A 17219-nucleotide genomic window follows, 5' to 3' on the forward strand; every position below is an offset into this window, starting at 1 on the left:
TCAGAACTTCTCCGGGTAGATCAACGCCACGACGAGGTAGCCGACGAGCGCGACGGCGACGATGAGACCTGCGATGTTGTCGACACTCACAGCCTCTCCACCCCCCGTGCGATCAGGGCGATGACGGCGAACACGGCGACCGTGACACCGACGAAGATCAGATCTGACATGGGCTCCACCCAAAGTGGTTCAGGGACCTGGCCGTAGCGGGCCTCGAAGGTCCGCACGGCACCGGCGGGCGACCGGCAGATGCAGCCAATCAGCCGATTCCGGGGATTCCGCGGGCCCTGACGCGCTCCATACGGGTGGATTTGGAACCTTGACGCCGCCTTGATGCATGCTTCATTCATCCGAGACCAGAGGTTGTCCGAAAATGTGGCGGGCCCCGGACAGCGTGGGCTGTCCGGGGCCGCAGCCTGTCTGCGCGAGCGGGGTCAGAGCCGCTCGGGTTCGCGTGCGCCGCGCGCGGGCGTGGGCTCGCCGCGGCGGACCGCGCCGGGGGCACGGCGGGCCGGGTGGTCGGCGCGGGGTGCGGAGGAGAGCTGCCAGGGCACGCTGATCACCATCACGCCGGGGGTGAACAGCAGCCGGCTCTTGAGCCACAGGGCGGACTGGTTGTGCAGCAGGTGCTCCCACCAGTGGCCGACCACGTACTCGGGGATGAACACCGCGACCGCGTCCCGCGGGCTGCTGCGCCGGTACTCCCGCACGTACTGCACGACCGGCTTGGTGATCTCCCGGTACGGGGAGTCCAGCACCTTCAGCGGCACCTGGACGTCGAACTCCTGCCAGCGCGCGGCGAGCTCACGCGTGTCGTCCTGCTCCACCGAGACCGTGACCGCCTCCAGGGTGTCCGGGCTGAACGCCTCCGCGTAGCCGAGCGCCCGCAGGGTGGCCTTGTGCAGCTTGGAGACCAGGACGATGCCGTGCACCTTCGAGGGCCGCACCGACTCCTCGCGCGGGTCCTGCACGGCGAGCTCGTCGGCCACGGCGTCGTAGTGGCGGCGGATGCCGCGCATCATCAGCCACAGCAGCACCGCGGCGACCACCGCCAGCCAGGCACCCTGGGTGAACTTGGTCAGCAGCACGATCACCAGCACCAGCGCCGTCGTGACCGCGCCCAGCCCGTTGATCACCCGGGAGCGGTGGGCGGCGGCGCGCACCGCGCCGTCCCCCTCGCTCGCCAGCACCCGGTTCCAGTGCCGGACCATGCCGATCTGGGAGAGCGTGAAGGAGGTGAAGACACCGAGGATGTAGAGGTGGATCAGGCTGGTCACGTCCGCCTTGTACAGCCACAGCAGGCCGCCCGCGACCACGGCGAGGGCGATGATGCCGTTGGAGAAGGCGAGACGGTCACCGCGGGTGTGCATCTGCCGGGGCAGGTAGCGGTGCTCGGCCAGGATCGACGCGAGCAGCGGGAAGCCGTTGAAGGCGGTGTTCGCGGCCAGGATGAGGACGAGGGCGGTGGCGGCCTGGATGACGTAGAAGAGGATGCTGTCGCTGCCGCCGAAGACGGATGCGGCCAGCTGGGCGATCACGGTCTGCTGGGTGTAGCCGGTGCAGTCCGTGGGCAGGCCGGTGAGCTGGCAGGCGCTGTCGACGTAGTGCACCTTGGCGATCAGCGCCAGGGCGGTGACGCCGACGAACATCACCACCGCGGTGATGCCCATGACGGCCATGGTGGTGGCGGCGTTGCGGGACTTGGGGGCCCGGAAGGCGGGGACGCCGTTGGATATCGCCTCGACGCCGGTGAGTGCGGTGCAGCCGGAGGCGAAGGCCCGCAGGCCGAGCAACAGCAGGCCCAGGCCCGCCAGCGCGTCCTTGCCGTGCTCGGGTTCGACCCCGAACGCGGCGCTCTCGGCCACCGGCGCGTCGCCGAACAGCACCCGGACCAGCCCGGTGGCGATCATCAGCAGCATCGCGCCGATGAACAGGTACGTCGGTGCGGCGAAGGCGTTGCCCGACTCGCGTACGCCGCGCAGGTTCATCGCCATCAGCAGCGCGACGAAGCCCACCGCCAGCAGCACCCGGTAGTCGGCCAGGCTGGGCAGCGCGGAGATGATGTTGTCGACGCCCGAGGCCACCGACACCGCGACCGTCATCACGTAGTCGACGAGCAGCGACGCCGCGACCACCAGCCCGGAGGACGGCCCGAGGTTGCGCGAGACCACCTCGTAGGAGCCGCCGCCGCTGGGGTAGGCGTGCACGACCTGGCGGTAGGAGGCGACCACGACCACCATCAGCGCGACGACCGCGGCCGCGACCCACGGGGTCAGGTACAGGAACGCGGTGCCGCCCACGGTGAGGACGAGCAGGATCTCCTGGGTGGCGTAGGCCACCGAGGAGAGCGGGTCGGAGGCGAAGATCGGCAGGGCCAGGCGCTTGGGGAGCAGGGTCTCACCCAGCTCCTCGCTGCGCATCGCCCTGCCGATCACGAGGCGCTTCAGCGCCTGGGGCAGATTGAACACATGGGCGAGCGTATGCGCCGCAGGCGTTAGGACAAGCCGGCCCCGGAGCATCGAATCCGCCTGCGACCGGCCGTCCATCACTTGCATTTCCGCAGGTCAGAACTGTTTGATCTTACCCATCACGGGTCACCCGGGGGCGTTAAGGCGCCCCGTTAAGGGATCGTCAAGGTCGGCACACGGAATCAGTCATATGAGAACATTCCGGTCATTTCGTAGTGTCACTGCCAGGAGGTCCGCGTGTGATCGGGCTTGCGCAGCAGGTCCGTGCGCACCCGTCGGCGGGGCAGGGCGACGGGCAGGGCGGTCGCCGCCGCGGCGGTGGCGAACACGGCGAGGTGGAGGACTTCGGGGCCGGTCCCGGACCAGCCGAGGGCGCCGAAGCGGTGTTCGGCGAAGCCGTTGTGGAACAGCCAGGCGGCGCCGGCGATCAGCGGCGCCGAGCACGGCCGGGAGAATCCGCCGAGCACGGCGCAGAGCGCGGTGTAGGCCACGAACGCGAACCAGGTGGCCCGCAGCTCACCGAGACAGGACAGGCCGAACGCCAGGCCGCCGGCGCCGGCCAGGGCCACCGCACCGGACATCGCGACCGGCAGGCGGTCGAGTACCGGTCGGTAGCGGTCACCGCCCGGGCGGGCGGAGTACATCCGCACGGAACACGCCTCCTCGCTTCGCCGGCGCCGGCGAGCCGCTGACTCCCACCACGATGCGGCGGTGGTGCGCACCCCCGACCCGGCGGCTCACATCCAGGCCCGGCCTTCCTCTTCGATGTGCGGGCGTTCTCAGCTAAGCCGCCAGGCAGCCGGGATCAACGCGTCGTTGACGCGACTCTGATGCGGCGGGCCCTGATCCCAACGGATCCCTTACGCTGCGCGGCCGCCTGCCGGGGCGTCCTGGAGCCGTGCGTTTCTGGCGATTTGTCAGGACATTCGGGGATCGCCCGCGTCAGGGCGCCGTCGAGGTTCACCGCCCGGCCGCCAACCCGGTGTCAATTCCGGCTGGTCCAGTTCGTCCCCGGCCTCGGCTGAGCCGCCAGGCCGGCGGGTCCGGCACGCGGCGCGGCCTGAGCGGTGCGCGGGGCGCCGATCACGCCGCGAGCAGCAGCAGGACCACCGCGCCGAGCACCGCCGCGGCGCCGAGCGCGAGGAACACGAGGTCCAGCCAGGCCCGTTCACGCCCGCGGACCGCGACCTGCCGGGGATCGGCCGGGTCGTAGCTGATCCACACCTGCCCACCGTCCGGCAGCGGCTGCGAGCGGCCCGCGGGCACCGGCGAGAAGACCTCCATCACGGCGTCGTCCATGGTCGTGAACTGCAGCAGCGGACGCGCGGACCCCGTCAGGTCCCCCGCCGCCGCCGAGCGGTACCTGATCAGTGCCTGTACCGGCACGCCCACCCGGCGCAGCCGCCGGGTGTCACGCAGTCCCACCGCGCCCGCGAGGTAGGCGACCAGCCCGCCCACCCCCGCGAGCACGGCCAGCGGCGCCAACAGGGCGACATCCATCGCGGCCCTCCCTGCTCCGACGGGTGCGTACGGCTCCCCGATCCAACTTCCCCGATCCGACTCCCCGGGCCGACTCCCCGGGCCGACGGGTGCGGGTCGGGAGTCCCCCTCCCAGTCTGCCCCGGCGCGCGAGGCGGTGTCAGCCGGGTGCGGCGGGCCGCGACGCCTCGCCGGGCGACGGGCCCGGCCTCAGGGGAGAACGCGAGCGGGGCTCATGTCGGTGATTGGCCCGGGGAACACCGGATGCGGCAGAGTTGGGCCATGCGGACAGCCAGGACCCCTCGGATCCCCACAACTTCCAGGGCGGCCGGCGCAGCGCGGGCGATCCGGGCCACGCGGGCAGCGGCGCGGGCCGCACGGGTATGACGACGGCCCACTCCCAACGGCAGGACCAGCCCGCCGGTACCACCGGACCGGTTGGCGGCAGCGGCGCCCAGGCCGGCCCGGCACGCCGCAGACCGGTCCAGCAGCGCAGCCAGGAGCGCTTCGAGCGGATCCTGGACGCCTGCGCGGAACTGCTCGACGAGGTCGGCACGGCGGCCCTCACGACCAAGGAGGTCGCCCGCCGCGCCCGCGTACCGATCGGCACGCTCTACCAGTTCTTCTCCGGCAAGGAGAGCCTGCTGGCCGCCCTCGCCGGCCGGAACCTGGACCGCTACCTCGACCGCCTCGACCGGCGCCTGACCGCCGAGGCGCCGCCCGGCGTGGCGGGCTTCGTGGACCTGGCCGTCGAGGAGTTCATCGCCATGAAGCGGGCCGTGCCCGGCTTCGGCCAGGTGGACTTCGGCCTGGCCGGCGGCGCGCCGGCCGGGCTCCAGGACGACGAGCACCTGCTCGACACCAGGCTCGACAACAACACCGCCGTGGCCCTGCGCCTCCAGGCCCTGGGGGGCGCCGAGCTGCTCGCCTGCGCCGACCCGGCGGCGCTGACGCTGGCCCTGCGGGTCTGCCTGGAGAGCGCGGACGCCGTCCTCAAGCTGGCCTTCCACGCCGACCCGGACGGCGACCCGACGCTGATCGCCGAGTGCAAGCGGATGCTCCGCTGCTACCTCGCCGACCAGCTCGACTCCGACCGGGACTAGACGGACCCTGACCGCGGCAACCCGTTGCGGGCTCACCCGTCGGGCAGCACAGTGGAGACAGGACAACTGCCCGGACCACGGCAGCGGCCCTGTCGGCACCCAAGACAGCCGTCACTACCTAAGGAGCAGATCGTGCATGCAGTGGTAGGTGACCAGCTCCACATCCACAGCAGGGCGGTGGGCATGGTGGACCGCACCGGCGAGATCACCGAGGTGCGCGGCCCCAACGGCGAGCCGCCGTACCTGGTGCGCTTCACGGACGGCCACGAGGGGCTGATCTACCCCGGTCCCGACTGCCTCGTCGAGCACAGCGAGAAGAACAGCTGACACGAGCCGGCCGTCCCGTGCCGCCCCGGCGCGGGGCGGTGCGCTAGCGTGTCCGCGCCCCTGCCCGGCCCGCTGGCGGGCCTCGCCCCGCTCCTGGAGGACTACGGGTACGCGGCGCTCGCGGTGCTGGTCCTGCTGGACAACTGCGGCATCCCGGCACCGGGCCAGACCATCCTGGTGCTGGCCGCCGTCTACGCGGGCAGTGGCCATCTGAGCCTGCCCGCCGTGATCGCCATCGCCCTGGCGGCGGCGATCGCCGGCGACAGTCTCGGCTACCTGATCGGCGCCACCGGAGGCCGCGCCTTCGTCCACCGCTGGGGCCGGTACGTGTTGCTCACCCCCGCCCGGATGGAGCGCGCCGACGGGTTCTTCGACCGGCACGGCGGCAAGATCGTCACGGTCGCCCGCTTCGTGGACGGGCTGCGCCAGACCAACGGGATCATCGCCGGCACCACCGAGATGGGCTGGCGGCGGTTCATGCCGTTCAACGTGCTCGGTGCGGTGCTCTGGGTCGGCGTCTGGTCGGCGTTCGGGTACCTCGCGGGCGCCAACATCGGGGTGATCTACGAGAAGCTGGTCCGCTACCAGCTGTGGCTGCTGATCGCCGTCGGCGTGGCTCTGGCCGCCGTCGGCGCCCGCGCGCTGGTACGCCACCTCCGGCGGCGCCGGGCCGGGCAGTGAGCGCGGACCGGCGCCGGGCGGGACACGCGCGATGACCGGCCCGGCGCCGCCCGCGGCTCAGAACTGCAGCGGGAGGACCTCGAAGGTCGAGGCGTAGCGCACGCCCAGCCGGCCGCCCGCACCGCGGGCGATGCCCTCCAGGAACTCCTCCGCGTTGCCCATCGCCCCGCCGAGCCCGTCCAGGTACGCCCGGTGCGCCTTGAGGGAGGCGACCCCGGCGTCGAAGAAGTCGGTGGTGTCCACGGCGTGCCGGGCGTCCGGCGAGCCCGCCGCCCAGAGTTCCCGTACGCCGTTCCACGGCTCGTGGCCCTCGGCCGTCAGGTCGCGGAACACCCAGCGGTTGCCCGCGTCGCGGACGGCGTCCAGGGTGGCCCGGCCGGTGGCGATGTGATCGGCCTGGTTGGGCATGACTCCGCCGTAGGTCTCGCGGAAGTTGGTGGTGATGACGATGTCCGGGCGGTGCCGGCGCACGGCGCGCGCGATGTCCCGCCGCAGCGGCAGCCCGTACTCCAGCACGCCGTCCTGGTGGCCGAGGAACTCCACCACGTCGACGCCGACCAGTGCCGCCGAGGCGACCTGCTCCGCCTCCCGGATGGGCCGGCACTGCTCGGGTTCGAGCGAGTCGATGCCCGCCTCGCCGCTGGTGACCATCACGTAGACGACGCGCTTGCCCTGCGAGGTCCAGCGGGCGACGGCCGCGGCCGCGCCGTACTCCATGTCGTCGGGGTGTGCGACGACCGCCAGCGCGGTCTGCCAGTCCTCGTTGACCGGCTCGTACGGCTGGGGTGCCTGCTCGCTCATCGGTGGCCCTCTCTCTGGCGGACGGGTCGGGTGTTCCGCCAGAGACTCTAGGCGGGATCGCCCGGCCGGTGGTGACGGCACGTCAGCACCGGCCGGGCGATCCCGCCGCAGGGTGGCCCGACGACCGCGCGCCCTCGCCTACCCGGCCGAGCGGAAGGCGTAGTTGAAGTCGGTGGAACCGAAGTGGCCCATCATCCGCAGCCAGAACGGCATCAGCATCTCCATGCCCCGCGCGCCCTTGACGTCACCGAGGTCCAGTACCGCGCCGGACGGCCAGCCGAACTGCTCCAGCAGGGCGGCGACCTCGGCCTTCGCCTCGGCGTCGTTGCCCGCGACGAAGAGGTTGTGCTCCCCCGGCACCCGGGCCGGGTCGACCATGACCGGGGCGCTGAGCGTGTTGAGCGCCTTCACCACCCGGGCGTCCGGGAACTCCCGCTGGATCTGCTCGGCGACGCTGTCGGTGTTCACCGGGTCCAGGCTGGCCTCTCCTTCGGGCGAGAAGACCAGCGGGTTGGAGACGTCGATCAGGATCTTGCCCGCGAGGTGTTCGGCGCCCGCCGCGCGCAGCGCCTTCAGCGAGACGGTGCCGGCGGTGGCGTTGACGAGGATCTCGCCGAAGGCGGCCGCCTCGGCGAAGGTGCCGCTGCGCCCGTGCGGGCCGGCCTGGTCGGCCCAGGCGGTGGCGGCGGAGTTGTCCTTGGTGCGCGAGCCCATGGCCACCTCGTGGCCGAGCGTGACGAGCTTGTCCGCCAGTGTGCGGCCGACCGCGCCCGTACCGATGATTCCGAACCGCATCGCGCTTCTCCCGTCTGTCGCCCCCTGCGAGCAGGCTGACCATACGTCAGCAGGGCGCGGGCGCACAGCGGATCCGCGCCCGAGCGGCGGCGAGTCCCCACGCCCGGCCGCCCCCTCGACGGATCGGGAGGGCGGCCGGGCGTGGGCACCGGCTGGGCCGGCTACTCGACCGTGACGCTCTTCGCGAGGTTGCGCGGCTTGTCCACGTCCCGCTTGAGCGCGACCGCCGCGTGGTAGGCGAGCAGCTGGAGCGGGATGTTCAGGAGCAGCGCGTCCAGCTCGGGCTCGCTCTTGGGCACGAGGATGCAGTGGTCGGCCAGCTTGGTCTCGGGCGTGCGGTGGGCGACGGCCAGTACCCGGCCGGAGCGCGCCTTGATCTCGCCGAGCGTGGTGAGGTTCTTGTCCAGCAGCTCGTCGTCCGGTACCAGGGCGACGGTCGGCAGCTCGGGGCTGATCAGCGCGAGCGGGCCGTGCTTGAGCTCGCTGGCGGGGTACGCCTCGGCGTGGACGTAGCTGATCTCCTTGAGCTTCTGCGCACCCTCGCGGGCCACGGGGTAGCCGCGGGTGCGGCCGATGAACATCATCCCCTGGCAGTGCGCGTACTCCTCGGCGAGGCGGGCGATCTCCTCGCCCTGGTCGAGGATCTCGCGGATCTGGCCGGGCAGGGCCTTGAGGCCGGCCACGATCCGGCGGCCGTCGGCGGGCGAGAGGTCGTGGATACGGCCGAAGTGCAGGGCCAGCAGGGCGAAGGCGACGACCGTGGAGGTGAAGGCCTTGGTCGAGGCGACCGAGATCTCGGGCCCGGCGTGCAGGTAGATGCCGCCGTCGACCTCGCGGGCGATGGCACTGCCGACGGTGTTGACCACGCCGAGCACCCGCCCGCCCTTGCGCTTGATCTCCTGGACGGCGGCCAGGGTGTCGTAGGTCTCGCCGGACTGGCTGACCGCGACGTAGAGGGTGTCGGCCTCGATGACGGGATTGCGGTAGCGGAACTCGGAGGCGGGCTCGCTGTGCGCGGGGATGCGGGCCAGCTCCTCGATCAGCTGGGCGCCCATCTCTCCGGCGTAGTACGCCGAGCCGCAGCCGAGGATCTTCACCCGGCGGATCTCGCGCAGCTCGCGGGCGTCCAGGTTGAGGCCGCCGAGGTGTGCGGTGGCGAAGCGCTCGTCCAGCCGGCCGCTGAGGGTGCGCTCGACCGAGCCGGGCTGCTCGTGGATCTCCTTGAGCAGGAAGTGCTCGTAGCCGCCGGTGTCGTAGGAGTCGATCTCCCAGTCGACGGTGGACGGCTGGCGGTGCGTGGTGCGGGCGTCCTCGGTGAAGGTGCGGAAGCCGTCGGCGCGGACGGTGGCGAGCTCGCCGTCCTCCAGGTGGACGACCTGGCGGGTGTAGCGCACCAGGGCGGAGACGTCGGAGGCGACGAACATCTCCTTCTCGCCGATGCCCAGCACGATCGGGCTGCCGTTGCGGGCGACGACGATCCGGTCGGGCTGCTCGGCGTCGACGACGGCGATGCCGTAGGTGCCGACGACCTTGCCGAGGGCGGCGCGGACGGCGTCCTCCAGCTCGGTGCCCTCGGCCGTGTGGGCGGCGATCAGGTGGGCGAGCACCTCGGTGTCGGTCTCGGAGAGAAAGGTGACGCCGTCGGCGGTGAGGCGGGCGCGCAGCTCGTCGGCGTTCTCGATGATGCCGTTGTGGACGACGGCGATCCGCTCGGCGTTGTCCAGGTGCGGGTGGGCGTTGGCGTCGCTCGGGACGCCGTGGGTGGCCCAGCGGGTGTGGCCGATGCCGGTGGTGCCCTTGAAGCGGGCGGGTACGGCGGCGGCGAGGTCCGCGACCCGGCCCTTGACCTTGCGCAGCTTGAGGCCGCCGGTGCGGCCGGTGACGGCGACGCCGGCCGAGTCGTAGCCGCGGTACTCCAGCCGCTGGAGGCCCTCCAGCAGGAAGGGGGTCGCATCCTTGGGGCCGATGTAGGCCACGATTCCGCACATGGGCGCAGGCTCCTCAATCAGTCAGGTCATCAGAACATCGAACGGGTAAGGCGGGTCCAGCGCGTGAAGCGGGCGAGGCGGGTGAAACAGGTGAGACAGGTTCGGGGGCGAGCGGTGCCGCTCAGCCGTAGACGATCCGGCGCAGCTGACGGGCCGACAGCTCGGGCGCCGCGACCCGGCGCGCGGCCAGCTCCTCCGCCAGCCGGGCGAAGATCTTCTCGTTGGTGAGTCCGCGCGCCTGGAGCTCGCCGTGGCGGCGGCGGACGTACTCCTCGGTGCTCTCGGAGAAGTACGCCAGCACCTCCGCGACGACCCGCGCGGCCTCCCTCGGCCCCAGCTGGCTGGTGCGTGTGAGGTGGGCGAGCAGGTCCTCGTGGGGATGCGGAGAGCTGGGCACGAGTGAGGAGCCTAGGCGGCGAGACGGCCGGGATCAAAGATCCTGCCCGAAATCGGGCAGATCTTCAGACATTCGGCCCACGGATGCTGCCGAGACACCTTCGAGACACCCCCGGAACCGTCCGGAAACGGGTCGAACGGGCGATTCTCCGCAGCGGCGCCCACGGACCTGCGCCGACACCCGCACCAGGGGCCGCGGTGACCTGGCAGAACCCGCCTCATCGAGCCGGTGGGACGTGCGGTAGCGTCGCCGACACCTCCCGAATGGCGGTCAGAAACCAGGACTTCCGGTCCGATGCCGTCAGGATGGGGAGCGAACCGTCCGTCTCGATCCGCCGGGGGATCTCGTCATGCAACCGCGAATCTTCGCGATTCTCACCGCGCTCCTCCTGGGGGTGCTGGGTCTGGGGTCGGTGGCCGTCACCGACTGGACGCCCGCTCCGGCCGCCTCGGCGGCGCTCGTCGAGCAGCCCGCCGGCACGGCGTCGGGCGAGCCCGGCGGCACCGCCAAGCCGGCCGGTACGCAGAGCGCCTCGGCGACCCCGACCGGCGACCCGGCGGTGTGGACCCGCAGCACGCTGCGGAACAAGCTGATGACCGAGATGGAGCAGACCGACCCCGGGGTCGCGCTGGCCGACCTCGACAAGATCACCAAGGCGCAGCCCTACACGGTGCGGTTCTGCCACCCGATCGCGCACGAGCTCGGGCACGCGGCGGTCAAGCGCTTCAACGCCGACTTCCAGAAGGTCATCTCCTACCCGCACGAGACCTGTGCGGCCGGCTATCTGCACGGCGCGGTCGAGGAGATGCTCGCCGCCTCCAAGACCCCGGAGGAGGACCTGCTCAAGCTGTGCGCGCCGAAGAACACCGGCCCGTGCATCCACGGTGTCGGCCACGGCACGATGTTCATCGCCAAGCAGGACGTCCCGACCGCCCGGGCGCTGTGCAACAAGTTCCCGACCGAGCAGAACAAGATCCGCTGCTCCGAGGGCCTGTTCATGCAGCTCTTCGGCCCGGACGAGGAGGACGAGAAGGCGAAGGCGAACCTGCCCGCCGACAAGATCGCCGCCGAGCCGCTCTACCCGTGCCCGGAGCAGCCCGCGCTGTTCCAGTCGGCCTGCTACTTCTACGCGCCGACCTTCTACCTGAGCTCGCACGACTACGCCAACCACCCCGAGGTGTTCGCCGAGGCCCTCAAGTGGTGCCTGAACGCCAAGGCCGGCGGGGGGTCGACCGACTGCAGCCGGGGCGTGGGCTCGCGCACCATGAAGTACAACCTGGACCGCGAGGACTGGGCCGCCCAGCAGTGCGCCACCGCCTCCGAGGGCTCGCAGCGCCGGGCCTGCGCGGAGGGCCTGGTGAGCTACTACACCGTCAACTACACCGACGGCGGGGCGGCCGCCCGGCTCTGCGCCAAGATCACCAACAAGGAGATCCAGGGCTACTGCCGCTCGGCCGGCGGGCTCTCCGCCACGCTCGACTGACCCCCGCCGATCCCCTGCGCAGCGGCCCCCGCCCCACGGCGGGGGCCGCTGCGCGTACCGCCGTAGGATCGGCTCACCCGGGTGCGCCGAGGATGTCGCGCCACCAGGCCCCCCACCTGCCGGAGCCGCACCGATGAGCCCCTCCCGCGACCACCTCACCGTCCCTGCCGGCAAGCCGGCGACGCCACCCGCCCGCGAGGCGGGCCCCGCCGGGGCGGGCACCGCCGGTGAGTTCCGGGCCGCCGCCCACGCCGCCGCCGACCTGGTCTCCGACTACCTCCACGCACTGCCCACCCGCCCGGTCTGGCAGCCGATGGCCCCCGCCGCCCGGCAGGAGCTGCTGGACGCGCCGCTGCCGCAGAGCGGCGTGCCGCTGGCCGGACTGCTGGAGCAGATCGGCGACCGGATGCTGCCGTTCCCCATGGGCAACGGCCACCCGCGCTTCTTCGGCTGGGTCAACTCCGCCCCCGCCCCCGCCGGGGTCCTCGCCACCCTCGCCGCGTCCGCGATGAACCCCAGCTCGGCCGGCGGCGACCACTCCGACGTCCACCTGGAGCGGGCCGTGGTGCGCTGGATCGCCGAGCTGGTGGGCTTCCCGCACCCCGCCGGCGGCGGCCTGCTCACCTCCGGCACCTCGATGGCCACCATCCTGTGCCTCGCCGCCGCCCGTAACCGCGCCGCCCGCCTGGCCGGCTGGAACGTCCGCGAGGACGGCCTCGCGGGCATGCCGCCGCTGGTCGCCTACGCCACCGGGGAGACCCACTCCTGCGTCCGCAAGGCCGCCGAGCTGCTGGGCCTGGGCAGCCGGCACCTGCGCACCGTCCCGGCCGACGCGAGCGGGCTGCTGGACGTCGCCGAGCTGCGGGCCGCGATCGCCCGGGACCGCGCCGACGGCCTGCTGCCGTTCCTGGTCGTCGCCTCCGCCGGCACGGTCGGCACCGGCGCGGTCGACGCCTTCGACCCGATCGCCGACCTCTGCGCCGAGCAGCGGCTGTGGCTGCACGTGGACGGCGCGTACGGCGCCTTCGGCGTCCTCGACCCGGCCATCGCCCACCGCTACGCCGGCCTGGAGCGCGCCGACTCCCTGGCGCTCGACCCGCACAAGTGGCTCGGTGTGCCGGTGGACTGCGGCTGCGCGCTGGTGCGCGACACCGACGAGCTGCGCGGCACCTTCAGCCTCGTCCCCTCCTACCTGCGCGACGAGGCGGCCGGGGCGCTCGGCTGGTTCTCCGAGTACGGGATGGAGCAGACCCGCCCGTTCCGCTCCCTGAAGGTCTGGGCGACCATCGCGCACCGGGGCCGGCAGGGCATCGCCGAGGACATCGCCCGCTGCACCGCGCTGGCGCGCCGGCTCGGCGAGCTGGTCGAGGCGGATCCGGAACTGGAGCTGCTGGCGCCCGTACAGACCTCGATCGTGGCCTTCCGCTACCGGCCGGCGGGCCTGGCCCCCGAGGCGGTGGACGCCGTCAACCGGGAGCTGCCGGTGGCGGTGCAGCTGCGCGGGCGGGTCTTCGTCACCGGCGCGCGCCTGGCGGAGCGCGAGATGCTCCGGGCCTGTCTGCTCAACGCGGCCACCACGGAGGCCGACCTGGAGCTGCTGCTGGCGGAAGTACGGGCCGCCGGGGCCGAATTGACGAACCATTGACCCGGACGGACGTTCGGATCGCTCCGGGAGACTTTTACCGACAGGTCACGAGGGGTTCGTGATCACGAAACACCGGCCCGGCAGCCTGATGGCATGGACGATCTGACGCACGACCGGTCCCTGGCCCCGACCACCGGTACCGCCCGGGACACCCCATCCACGACCGCCGCCCCGACCCCCTCGCGCGCCGAGCGTCGCGGTGCCAGAGTCCACCGCTGGCGCCGCGACACCGTCGAACTCGCGGCGATCTTCCTCTCCGTCACCGCCGCCGACCTGGTCGCCAAGATCGTGGTGCACGGCCCCGACGGCCCCCTGGTACTGGCCGCCTCGGCCGCCGCGCTGCTCGCCACGGCGCTGTTCCACAGCTGGTGGGCACACCGCCACCAGCTGCACGGGCCGCCGGCCCCCGACGCGCCCGCGCCGCCCGGCGAGGGCCCGGCGCAGCTGACCGGCCCGCTGCACGACTTCGAGCAGACCACCCTGTGGCGGGTGCGCACCACCGTCGAGGACTCCCCCGGCAGCCTGGCCCGGGTCTGCACGGCCTTCGCCGCGCAGCGGATCAACATCATCTCGATGCAGTCGCACCCACTGCCCAGCGGAACCGTCGACGAGTTCTTCGTCCGCGCCCCGCTCGCCCTCACCCGCGCCGAGCTGGTCAAGGCGGTGGCGTCGGCCGGCGGGCACGACATCTGGACCGACCCGGCCGACGCGCACGACCTGGTGGACGTGCCCACCCACGTCCTCGCGCTGGCGACCCGCACCGCGCTGGACGCGGCCGAGCTGCCGGTGGCGCTGCGGCAGCTGTTCGGGCAGTGCACCATCCGCCAGTACCCGGGCGCGGGCCGGCGCACCGCCGCCGGGGCGGACGGCCATGTGATGCGGCTGCCCGTCCCCTCCGGGGACCTCATCGAGCTCACCCGCCCGCACCTGCCGTTCACGCCGACCGAGTTCGCCCGGGCGCAGGCGCTGGTGGAGCTGGACACCCTGCTCGGCCCCCGGGTGCCGAACGTGAAGGCCCGGCTGACCCTGCCCGCCGGCGCCGACCTCACCGTCCGGCGCGCCGACCAGGGCGACAAGGAGGCCGCGCTGGCCATGCACCGGCGCTGCTCCACCGACACCCTGCGCAAGCGCTACCACGGGCCGGTCCGGGACGCCGACCGCTACCTGGAGCACCTGCTGGACGCCCGGCACGGCCAGGCGCTCGCGGTGGAGGCCGCGGACGGGCAGCTGGTCGCCCTCGGGCACCTGATGTGGGACGACGACAGCGCCGAGGTGGCCGTCCTGGTGGAGGACGACTGGCAGCGGCGCGGGCTCGGCCTGGACCTGATGCGGCGGATGTCCGCGCTGGCCCTGGAGGCCGGGGTGCAGTCGGTGTACGCGATCACCCACGCGTCGAACTCGGGCCTGATCGCCACCATGCGCAAGCTCGCCGCCCCGCTGGACTACCAGGTCGAGGACGGCACTCTGGTGATCACCGCCCACCTCGCCGAGGCCGCCGACGCCCTGCCCGTCCCCTGGCCCGGGCGCCGCGCCCACTGAGCCCGTTGAGCCCGCTCGGCCCCCGGGCCGCCGGAGCGGGAAGCCGGCCGGGCCGGCTTCCCGCTCCTGGCGGTGGGCGGCCGCCCGGCAGGCCCGGGCGCGCTGTCCGCCGCAGGCGGCGCACCCCGTCCGCGTACGGCCGAAGCGGGTGTACGGGAGCGGGTTCCGAGGGCGGGTCAGGGCGCCGGCCAGGGCGTCCCGGCTGGCAGCACCGGGTCCGCAGCTCGGTGCCGGGGCGCGGAGTCGGTAGGCTGGCCCCGTCCCCGCCGCCCGACGGTCCGTTATCCGGCCACGGGCGGTGCCGCAGCAAGGAGGAACCACTGAGCATGGCAGGCACCGAAACGGAGGCCACAGGCGCACGCGACGGCTCGCTGCCCGCCCGTGCCAAGATCGCGGTCACGGCCGGCCGGGTGGCCGCCGCCCTCTCGCAGAAGGCCGGCCGCGGCAGCGGCTCGGTGATCGGCGGCAAGATCGCCCTCAAGCTCGACCCCGACCTGCTCGCCACCCTCGCCGACCACCTCGACGTGGTGCTGGTCAGCGCGACCAACGGCAAGACCACGACCACCCGCCTGATCGCCGAGGCGCTGCGCGCCGCCGGCCCGGTGGTCTCCAACGCGCTCGGCGCCAACATGCCGGCCGGCATCACCTCCGCCCTGGCGGGCGGCTCGGACGCCCGCTTCGGCGTGATCGAGGTCGACGAGAAGTACCTCGCCGGCGTCGCCCGCGACACCCGCCCGAAGGCGATCGCGCTGCTGAACCTCTCCCGCGACCAGCTGGACCGCGCGGCCGAGACCCGGATGATGGCCGAGAAGTGGCGCGAGGGTCTCAAGGACTCCGAGGCCGTGATCATCGCCAACTGCGACGACCCCCTGGTGACCTGGGCCGCGTCCTCCTGCAAGAAGGTGGTCTGGGTGGCCGCCGGGCAGGCGTGGAAGGAGGACGCCTGGTCCTGCCCCGCCTGCGGCGGTGTGATGCAGCGCCCCGGCGACGACTGGTTCTGCCAGGACTGCGGCTTCCGCCGTCCGCAGCCGCACTGGGCGCTCCAGGGCACCCACGTGATCGACCCGCAGCGCGGTGCCTGGCCCATCCAGCTCCAGCTGCCGGGCCGGGCGAACCTCGCCAACGCCACCAGCTCGGCCGCCGTCGCCGCGGTCTTCGGCGTCGCGCCGCAGACCGCGCTGGAGCGGATGCAGTCGGTGAGCGCGGTGGCCGGCCGCTACGACGTGGTGCAGTACCAGGGCCGCGACATAAGGCTGCTGCTGGCGAAGAACCCGGCCGGCTGGCTGGAGACGTTCTCGCTGATCGACGGCCCGCCGGCGCCGGTCATCCTCTCGGTGAACGCGCTGGACGCGGACGGCACCGACACCTCCTGGCTGTGGGACGTGGACTACGAGCGGCTCGCCGGGCACCCCGTCTTCGTGATGGGCCAGCGCAAGCTGGACCTGGCGGTGCGCCTGGAGGTCGCCGGCCTGCAGTTCCACGTCGTGGACTCGCTGGAGCAGGCCGTCCGGATGGCCCCGCCGGGCCGGATCGAGGCGATCGCCAACTACACCGCGTTCCAGCAGCTGCGGAAGGTCGTGGCGAGCTGATGTCGACTCCAGGAAACGGCGTCCCCAACGGAAGGTCTTCGAGGATGAGTGAGAGCAGCCTGCGGCTGGTCTGGGTCTACCCGGACCTCCTCAGCACCTACGGCGACCGGGGCAACGCCCTGGTCGTCGAGCGCCGGGCGCGCCAGCGCGGCCTCGGCGTGACGCGGATCGACGTCCGCTCCGACCAGGCGGTGCCCACCAGCGGTGACATCTACCTGATCGGCGGCGGTGAGGACCGCCCGCAGCGGCTGGCCGCCGAGCGGCTGCGCCAGGACACCGGTCTGACCAGGGCGGCCGAGAACGGTGCGATCATCTTCGCGGTGTGCGCCGGCTACCAGATCATCGGCCACGAGTTCATCAACGACCTGGGCGAGCGCGAGCCGGGCCTGGGCCTGCTCGACGTCTGGTCCACCCGTGGCGAGGGCGCCCGCTGCGTCGGCGACGTGCTCGCGGACGTGGACCCGCGCCTGGGCCTGCCGCAGCTGACCGGCTTCGAGAACCACCAGGGTGTCACCCACCTCGGCCAGGGCGTCCAGCCACTGGCCACGGTGACGGCGGGCCGGGGCAACGGCACCGGCGACGGCACCGAGGGCGCCTGGCGGGACACCGTCTTCGGCACCTACCTGCACGGCCCGGTGATGGCCCGCAACCCCGCGGTCGCGGACATGCTGATCAAGCTGGCGCTGGACGTGAACGCCCTGCCGCCGGCCGACACCACCTGGTACGACGCGCTGCGCGCCGAGCGGATCGCCGCCGCCCGCCAGCCCGCGTGACCGGATCCTGACCGGCCGGGTGACCGCATCGCGGGCACCCGGCCCACCGACAACCGAATACGTACGACAATGGGGCATCGGCCGCACACCCTCCTCGGCGGCCGGCCGCACTTGTGCGCGGGGGCGCCGACGGCGCCGCTCCCGCGTCGGC

General features: G+C 72.9%; 16 protein-coding genes. 8 read left to right on the forward strand and 8 right to left on the reverse strand.

Going from position 1 to position 17219, the window contains the following annotated elements; translation table 11 throughout:
* From kdpF to ACIBH3_RS08290, 4 genes are all read right to left on the reverse strand, one after another.
* A complete protein-coding gene (gene kdpF / locus ACIBH3_RS08275; protein ID WP_396311108.1) occupies positions 1 to 90 on the reverse strand; it encodes a K(+)-transporting ATPase subunit F in 90 nt (29 codons plus the stop codon).
* Between the two features lie 344 nt (positions 91 to 434).
* Positions 435 to 2468, reverse strand: a complete 2034-nt coding sequence (locus ACIBH3_RS08280; RefSeq protein ID WP_396311109.1) for an APC family permease — start codon at positions 2466 to 2468, stop codon at positions 435 to 437.
* 218 nt (positions 2469 to 2686) lie between these two features.
* Complete coding sequence (locus ACIBH3_RS08285) at positions 2687 to 3118, reverse strand: hypothetical protein (RefSeq protein WP_396311110.1); 432 nt, start codon at positions 3116 to 3118, stop codon at positions 2687 to 2689.
* Positions 3119 to 3551: 433 nt separating this feature from the next.
* Entirely contained in the window at positions 3552 to 3968 is a 417-nt protein-coding gene (locus tag ACIBH3_RS08290; protein ID WP_396311111.1) for a DUF3592 domain-containing protein, read from the reverse strand.
* A 254-nt stretch (positions 3969 to 4222) separates the two neighbouring features.
* Between ACIBH3_RS08290 and ACIBH3_RS08295 the strand changes: the two genes are divergently transcribed.
* The 3 genes from ACIBH3_RS08295 (at position 4223) to ACIBH3_RS08305 (ending at position 6058) form a co-directional block, all read left to right on the forward strand.
* Positions 4223 to 5050, forward strand: coding sequence for a TetR/AcrR family transcriptional regulator (locus ACIBH3_RS08295; RefSeq protein ID WP_396311112.1), 828 nt, complete (start codon positions 4223 to 4225; stop codon positions 5048 to 5050).
* 132 nt (positions 5051 to 5182) lie between these two features.
* Positions 5183 to 5377, forward strand: a complete 195-nt coding sequence (locus tag ACIBH3_RS08300) for a DUF1918 domain-containing protein (protein WP_396311113.1) — start codon at positions 5183 to 5185, stop codon at positions 5375 to 5377.
* A gap of 48 nt (positions 5378 to 5425) precedes the next feature.
* Complete coding sequence (locus ACIBH3_RS08305; RefSeq protein WP_396311114.1) at positions 5426 to 6058, forward strand: DedA family protein; 633 nt, start codon at positions 5426 to 5428, stop codon at positions 6056 to 6058.
* 57 nt (positions 6059 to 6115) lie between these two features.
* On the opposite strand, the gene ACIBH3_RS08310 is transcribed toward ACIBH3_RS08305, so the two are convergent.
* The 4 genes from ACIBH3_RS08310 to ACIBH3_RS08325 all read right to left on the reverse strand — a co-directional run bounded on the left by ACIBH3_RS08310 (position 6116) and on the right by ACIBH3_RS08325 (position 10039).
* Positions 6116 to 6859 (reverse strand): PIG-L deacetylase family protein, encoded by a 744-nt coding sequence (locus ACIBH3_RS08310; RefSeq protein WP_396311115.1) that lies wholly within the window; start codon positions 6857 to 6859, stop codon positions 6116 to 6118.
* 138 nt (positions 6860 to 6997) lie between these two features.
* Positions 6998 to 7654 (reverse strand): NADPH-dependent F420 reductase, encoded by a 657-nt coding sequence (locus tag ACIBH3_RS08315; protein WP_396311116.1) that lies wholly within the window; start codon positions 7652 to 7654, stop codon positions 6998 to 7000.
* Between the two features lie 161 nt (positions 7655 to 7815).
* Positions 7816 to 9642 carry a glutamine--fructose-6-phosphate transaminase (isomerizing) gene (gene glmS / locus ACIBH3_RS08320; protein WP_396311117.1) on the reverse strand — a complete coding sequence of 609 codons (1827 nt, stop codon included), beginning with the start codon at positions 9640 to 9642 and terminating at the stop codon, positions 7816 to 7818.
* Between the two features lie 121 nt (positions 9643 to 9763).
* Positions 9764 to 10039 (reverse strand): hypothetical protein, encoded by a 276-nt coding sequence (locus ACIBH3_RS08325; protein WP_396311118.1) that lies wholly within the window; start codon positions 10037 to 10039, stop codon positions 9764 to 9766.
* Between the two features lie 349 nt (positions 10040 to 10388).
* Between ACIBH3_RS08325 and ACIBH3_RS08330 the strand changes: the two genes are divergently transcribed.
* The 5 genes from ACIBH3_RS08330 to ACIBH3_RS08350 all read left to right on the forward strand — a co-directional run bounded on the left by ACIBH3_RS08330 (position 10389) and on the right by ACIBH3_RS08350 (position 17068).
* A complete protein-coding gene (locus tag ACIBH3_RS08330; protein WP_396311119.1) occupies positions 10389 to 11522 on the forward strand; it encodes a hypothetical protein in 1134 nt (377 codons plus the stop codon).
* A gap of 133 nt (positions 11523 to 11655) precedes the next feature.
* Positions 11656 to 13167, forward strand: coding sequence for a pyridoxal phosphate-dependent decarboxylase family protein (locus ACIBH3_RS08335; protein ID WP_396311120.1), 1512 nt, complete (start codon positions 11656 to 11658; stop codon positions 13165 to 13167).
* 93 nt (positions 13168 to 13260) lie between these two features.
* Positions 13261 to 14706, forward strand: a complete 1446-nt coding sequence (locus ACIBH3_RS08340; protein ID WP_396311121.1) for a GNAT family N-acetyltransferase — start codon at positions 13261 to 13263, stop codon at positions 14704 to 14706.
* Positions 14707 to 15032: 326 nt separating this feature from the next.
* Positions 15033 to 16295 carry a MurT ligase domain-containing protein gene (locus ACIBH3_RS08345; protein ID WP_396311122.1) on the forward strand — a complete coding sequence of 421 codons (1263 nt, stop codon included), beginning with the start codon at positions 15033 to 15035 and terminating at the stop codon, positions 16293 to 16295.
* A 44-nt stretch (positions 16296 to 16339) separates the two neighbouring features.
* Positions 16340 to 17068 (forward strand): type 1 glutamine amidotransferase, encoded by a 729-nt coding sequence (locus tag ACIBH3_RS08350; protein ID WP_396311123.1) that lies wholly within the window; start codon positions 16340 to 16342, stop codon positions 17066 to 17068.
* The last annotated feature ends 151 nt before the right edge of the window (positions 17069 to 17219 follow it).

This window comes from Kitasatospora sp. NPDC050543, from assembly GCF_044457565.1.
GTDB lineage: Bacteria > Actinomycetota > Actinomycetes > Streptomycetales > Streptomycetaceae > Kitasatospora.

Excerpts from the sequence above, each read along its gene's own strand:
- ACIBH3_RS08335 (WP_396311120.1), top strand. The coding sequence starts at position 11,656 with ATGAGCCCCTCCCGCGACCACCTCACCGTCCCTGCCGGCAAGCCGGCG.
- ACIBH3_RS08290 (WP_396311111.1), bottom strand. The coding sequence starts at position 3,968 with ATGGATGTCGCCCTGTTGGCGCCGCTGGCCGTGCTCGCGGGGGTGGGC.
- glmS (WP_396311117.1), bottom strand. The coding sequence starts at position 9,642 with ATGTGCGGAATCGTGGCCTACATCGGCCCCAAGGATGCGACCCCCTTC.
- ACIBH3_RS08310 (WP_396311115.1), bottom strand. The coding sequence starts at position 6,859 with ATGAGCGAGCAGGCACCCCAGCCGTACGAGCCGGTCAACGAGGACTGG.
- ACIBH3_RS08350 (WP_396311123.1), top strand. The coding sequence starts at position 16,340 with ATGAGTGAGAGCAGCCTGCGGCTGGTCTGGGTCTACCCGGACCTCCTC.
- ACIBH3_RS08315 (WP_396311116.1), bottom strand. The coding sequence starts at position 7,654 with ATGCGGTTCGGAATCATCGGTACGGGCGCGGTCGGCCGCACACTGGCG.
- ACIBH3_RS08330 (WP_396311119.1), top strand. The coding sequence starts at position 10,389 with ATGCAACCGCGAATCTTCGCGATTCTCACCGCGCTCCTCCTGGGGGTG.
- ACIBH3_RS08340 (WP_396311121.1), top strand. The coding sequence starts at position 13,261 with ATGGACGATCTGACGCACGACCGGTCCCTGGCCCCGACCACCGGTACC.
- ACIBH3_RS08345 (WP_396311122.1), top strand. The coding sequence starts at position 15,033 with ATGGCAGGCACCGAAACGGAGGCCACAGGCGCACGCGACGGCTCGCTG.